This window comes from Shigella sp. FC1544 (assembly GCF_001722145.1).
In the GTDB taxonomy this organism is placed as follows: Bacteria; Pseudomonadota; Gammaproteobacteria; order Enterobacterales; family Enterobacteriaceae; genus Escherichia; species Escherichia coli.
Genome location: NZ_MECT01000137.1, coordinates 1 through 5,302 on the forward strand (window position 1 = coordinate 1; position 5,302 = coordinate 5,302).

Here is a 5,302-nt window from a genome sequence, read left to right on the forward strand (position 1 = left end):
TCTGCATATCTGACACTTTGGTTCCCACTACTTATTTGGTGGACACCACTTTGTCTAATTCGTCAGATTCTGACCAGACGGTTCAGGCTGTACGCTTACGAATTATCTAACCTTGTCTTGTTACATCCAAATTGCCATCGACAGTTACACAGTTGTGAAGTCGGCTCTCTCAAAAAGGGCTTATAAAGGCTTGAGCGGTGTACCGGGAAACCGGTATGCACCGTTCTTAGGGGAGGGCAGTCCAGCAATGAACTGTCCTTACCCGACAAACATCCAAAACGAACGGAACGTGCTGGAATCCGCATATAACCCGTTGTAAAGTGAGGAAATGGACACCTCACTTGCTCATGAGAACGCCCGCCTGCGGGCACTGTTGCAGACGCAACAGGACACTATCCACCAGATGGCTGAATACAACCGCCTGCTCTCACAGCGGATGGCGGCTTATGCTTCCGAAATCAACCGACTGAAGGCGCAGGTTGCGAAACTGCAGCGTATGCAGTTCGGTAAAAGCTCAGAAAAACTTCGCGCAAAAACCGAACGGCAGATTCCATTTTCACGGGCGATCTACGCCACACAGGCTCTGGGTTGCAGTGACTGCTCCATTAAGGCGATTTTGAACTCATAAGGGAAGTAACAAAAAAACTGCAAAAGTACAATAATTATATATGGCCAAACTAACCTCTATTAAAAAAACATCAGTTTTTCACACTTAGTTGAGCTTCATGAAAAAATCATCGAGGATTTCATTGCAGAATACACATTCCACTAACTGGAAGCACTCCATAAGAGGAATCAGAGAAAGTATCGTTTTTTTATAGTAAAATTCATTGCTGTTCAATAAAATTGATATAGTTATTAAATTATGAAAATAATTTCACAAAAAAGATTAACTTGAGTTCTTAAGCATCGGATTTTAGATATTTTGAAATATCTGGCATCACATAACATCAAAAGTATATAATACCCTTATCTAATTACATGCAGTATATTGTATATATACTCAAAAATTGTAATTCATACCCTACTATATCTTGTGGGGAAAGATATTAATTAAAACTGTTTTCATATAAGGTTCATTTTATGAATATATCAGAAACACTGAACTCAGCAAATACCCAATGCAATATAGATTCTATGGATAACAGATTACATACATTGTTTCCAAAAGTGACATCAGTGCGAAACGCTGCACAACAAACTATGCCAGATGAAAAAAATTTAAAAGATAGTGCAAATATTATTAAAGATTTCTTTAGGAAAACTATAGCAGCACAGAGTTATAGTAGAATGTTCTCTCAAGGCTCTAACTTTAAATCTTTAAATATAGCAATTGATGCACCATCAGACGCTAAAGCCTCATTTAAGGCTATTGAGCACCTTGACAGATTATCGAAGCATTATATATCTGAAATAAGGGAAAAACTTCATCCTCTTTCTGCAGAGGAACTCAATTTGCTTTCGCTAATTATTAATTCTGATTTAATCTTCAGACATCAAAGTAATTCTGATTTGTCTGATAAAATTTTAAACATTAAGTCATTCAATAAAATTCAGTCTGAAGGAATATGCACAAAACGAAACACATACGCTGATGATATAAAAAAAATAGCTAATCATGACTTTGTGTTTTTTGGCGTTGAAATCTCTAGCCATCAGAAAAAACACCCCCTGAATACAAAACATCACACTGTTGATTTTGGTGCAAATGCGTATATCATTGATCATGACTCTCCATATGGATATATGACATTAACCGATCACTTTGATAATGCTATTCCACCTGTTTTTTACCATGAGCACCAATCATTTTTAGATAAATTTTCAGAGGTTAATAAAGAAGTTAGTCGATACGTACATGGAAGTAAAGGAATTATAGATGTACCAATATTCAATACTAAAGATATGAAGTTAGGGCTCGGATTATACCTGATTGACTTTATTAGAAAAAGTGAAGACCAAAGCTTCAAGGAGTTTTGCTATGGAAAAAATCTTACCCCTGTGGATCTGGATAGAATCATAAACTTTGTTTTTCAGCCAGAGTACCATATACCTAGGATGGTAAGTACAGAAAACTTCAAAAAAGTTAAGATTAGAGAAATATCCTTAGAGGAGGCTGTTACAGCATCTAATTACGAAGAAATTAACAAGCAGGTCACTAACAAAAAAATTGCTCTCCAGACTCTTTTTCTTTCGATTACTAATCAAAAAGAGGATGTCGCCTTATATATATTATCTAATTTTGAGATAACTAGACAAGATGTTATTTCCATAAAGCATGACTTGTATGACATTGAGTATCTACTTAGCGCTCATAATTCAAGCTGTAAAGTACTTGAGTATTTTATCAATAAGGGATTGGTTGATGTAAACACAAAGTTCAAAAAAACTAATAGTGGGGATTGTATGTTGGATAACGCAATAAAATATGAGAATGCAGAAATGATAAAACTATTATTGAAATATGGTGCAACATCTGACAATAAATATATTTAATCAAAATTGAATATCGTTTAGCAAAAGGCAGTATTTGCACAAAATATCGATATATTGTTTATTGTCAGTATGGCTCAATGTGATAATAGTTGGAAAGTTTGATGGGTTTCGCCCCGTTGTAGCGGTAGTCGAGCTGGAAGGTCTTCAGGCACTGCTTACAGCGATAGAGCAGCCCCCCTGAACTGGAATGGCCGTTCCGGATACCCCCTGAGTTTCAGAGTAACGGGGACAAACCACATCAATCTTTGCCATCAATCATCCAAAGGGCAAAGAGTACAACAACACTAAGTCTGCGTCACAACCCATCAATGAAAGGAATATATACATATGCCATCAGTAAATTTAATCCCATCAAGGAAAATATGTTTGCAAAATATGATAAATAAAGACAACGTCTCTGTTGAGACAATCCAGTCTCTATTGCACTCAAAACAATTGCCATATTTTTCTGACAAGAGGAGTTTTTTATTAAATCTAAATTGCCAAGTTACCGATCACTCTGGAAGACTTATTGTCTGTCGACATTTAGCTTCCTACTGGATAGCACAGTTTAACAAAAGTAGTGGTCACGTGGATTATCATCACTTTGCTTTTCCGGATGAAATTAAAAATTATGTTTCAGTGAGTGAAGAAGAAAAGGCTATTAATGTGCCTGCTATTATTTATTTTGTTGAAAACGGTTCATGGGGAGATATTATTTTTTATATTTTCAATGAAATGATTTTTCATTCCGAAAAAAGCAGAGCACTAGAAATAAGTACATCAAATCACAATATGGCATTAGGCTTGAAGATTAAAGAAACTAAAAATGGGGGAGATTTTGTCATTCAGCTTTATGATCCCAACCATACAGCAACTCATTTACGAGCAGAGTTTAACAAATTTAACTTGGCTAAAATAAAAAAACTGACTGTAGATAATTTTCTTGATGAAAAACATCAGAAATGTTATGGTCTTATATCCGACGGTATGTCTATATTTGTGGACAGACATACTCCAACAAGCATGTCCTCCATAATCAGATGGCCTAATAATTTACTTCACCCCAAAGTTATTTATCACGCGATGCGTATGGGATTGACTGAGCTAATCCAAAAAGTAACAAGAGTCGTACAACTATCTGACCTTTCAGACAATACGTTAGAATTACTTTTGGCAGCCAAAAATGACGATGGTTTGTCAGGATTGCTTTTAGCTTTACAAAATGGGCATTCAGATACAATCTTAGCATACGGAGAACTCCTGGAAACTTCTGGACTTAACCTTGATAAAACGGTAGAACTACTAACTGCGGAAGGAATGGGAGGACGAATATCGGGTTTATCCCAAGCACTTCAAAATGGGCATGCAGAAACTATCAAAACATACGGAAGGCTTCTCAAGAAGAGAGCAATAAATATCGAATACAATAAGCTGAAAAATTTGCTGACCGCTTATTATTATGATGAAGTACACAGACAGATACCCGGACTAATGTTTGCTCTTCAAAATGGACATGCAGATGCTATACGCGCATACGGTGAGCTCATTCTTAGCCCCCCTCTCCTCAACTCAGAGGATATTGTAAATTTGCTGGCCTCAAGGAGATATGACAATGTTCCCGGACTTCTGTTAGCATTGAATAATGGACAGGCTGATGCAATCTTAGCTTATGGTGATATATTGAATGAGGCAAAACTTAACTTGGATAAAAAAGCAGAGCTGTTAGAAGCGAAAGATTCTAATGGTTTATCTGGATTGTTTGTAGCCTTGCATAATGGATGTGTAGAAACAATTATTGCTTATGGGAAAATACTTCACACTGCAGACCTTACTCCACATCAGGCATCAAAATTACTGGCGGCAGAAGGCCCAAATGGGGTATCTGGATTAATTATAGCTTTTCAAAATAGGAATTTTGAGGCAATAAAAACTTATATGGGAATAATAAAAAATGAAAATATTACACCTGAAGAAATAGCAGAACACTTGGACAAAAAAAATGGAAGTGATTTTCTAGAAATTATGAAGAATATAAAAAGCTGAATATTATCTCGTGGTGATACACTGAATTTGAGGTAACCGGCTCATTTAAACCGTCTGGTCTGTTACCTCCGGTTCCACAAAAATAATGTCCATCATTTTGAAGTGGACACTATCGTATGGAATACCGGACCTGGATCACTGAAGCTTTACGCCTTCATTTCGAAGAACATTTACCACGGGTTGTGGCCGGACGTCGCCTGGGCGTACCAAAATCAACTGTCTGTGGTATGTTCGTGTGAACCGCCCCCGGTATCCCGCTCATGCTGGCGAACCCAGACACGCAGTGAACCGCCCCGGGTTTCCTGGAGAGTGTTTTATCTGTGAACCACGGCAGCCTGGCGGCTGCAAATCGGGGTGTGGCAGAATATGAGCTTTCAGAGTAACCATCCAGAATGAGTTCCCATGTCACACAACCTGGAGCACCAGAAAGTCCACACCAGAATGGTGAAAGAGGTTCTGAAAGCCGTCGCCAGAGCCAATAATCACCCTTATAAGTCCGTATTTGCAGACTTTATCACCGGTCATCCCTCCTGCACGGTCTGTTTCTGGGAAACCTTCCACAAAATGTACCCGGATTCACCGTACGAATACGTCACGTTCTGCCATACCTGCCGTCGTTTTGATTTATACGAAACAGAAGCGGAGATGAAGGCGGATGACCCGAAGTGGTGGTGATTTTCAGCCCCGATCGCTGAAACGCCTGTTCACAGCCAACCAGTGCTGGACGTCCTTCCTGGATGCGGGCGGTCTGCGCGATATCGGGGTTGAGGCTGTCACAAAA

General features: G+C 38.4%; 3 protein-coding genes and 5 pseudogenes. 6 read left to right on the top strand and 2 right to left on the bottom strand.

The window, feature by feature from the left end; translation table 11 throughout:
- Positions 1-328: 328 nt before the first annotated feature.
- Positions 329-550, top strand: a pseudogene (locus tag BGK49_RS09190) (transposase domain-containing protein); the annotation flags it as partial.
- Between the two features lie 20 nt (positions 551-570).
- Here the strand turns inward: BGK49_RS09190 and BGK49_RS29210 are convergent.
- A pseudogene (locus BGK49_RS29210) lies at positions 571-633 on the bottom strand (IS66-like element accessory protein TnpA); the annotation flags it as partial.
- Between the two features lie 450 nt (positions 634-1,083).
- Here BGK49_RS29210 and ospC1 point away from each other — a divergent pair.
- Positions 1,084-2,496 carry a type 3 secretion system effector OspC1 gene (gene ospC1, locus BGK49_RS09195; RefSeq protein ID WP_046891811.1) on the top strand — a complete coding sequence of 471 codons (1,413 nt, stop codon included), beginning with the start codon at positions 1,084-1,086 and terminating at the stop codon, positions 2,494-2,496.
- A gap of 103 nt (positions 2,497-2,599) precedes the next feature.
- On the opposite strand, the pseudogene BGK49_RS26090 reads toward ospC1, so the two are convergent.
- A pseudogene (locus tag BGK49_RS26090) lies at positions 2,600-2,748 on the bottom strand (IS1 family transposase); the annotation flags it as partial.
- A 75-nt stretch (positions 2,749-2,823) separates the two neighbouring features.
- On the opposite strand from BGK49_RS26090, the gene ospD3 reads away from it, so the two are divergent.
- From ospD3 to BGK49_RS30605, 4 genes and pseudogenes are all read left to right on the top strand, one after another.
- Complete coding sequence (gene ospD3 / locus BGK49_RS09200) at positions 2,824-4,521, top strand: type III secretion system effector OspD3 (protein WP_001343187.1); 1,698 nt, start codon at positions 2,824-2,826, stop codon at positions 4,519-4,521.
- A 116-nt stretch (positions 4,522-4,637) separates the two neighbouring features.
- Positions 4,638-4,757, top strand: a pseudogene (locus BGK49_RS26095) (IS66-like element accessory protein TnpA); the annotation flags it as partial.
- A 166-nt stretch (positions 4,758-4,923) separates the two neighbouring features.
- Positions 4,924-5,196, top strand: coding sequence for a hypothetical protein (locus BGK49_RS09205; RefSeq protein ID WP_000019158.1), 273 nt, complete (start codon positions 4,924-4,926; stop codon positions 5,194-5,196).
- Positions 5,177-5,302 (top strand): annotated as a pseudogene (locus tag BGK49_RS30605) (IS91 family transposase); the annotation flags it as partial. The gene BGK49_RS09205 and the pseudogene BGK49_RS30605, both read left to right, overlap by 20 nt.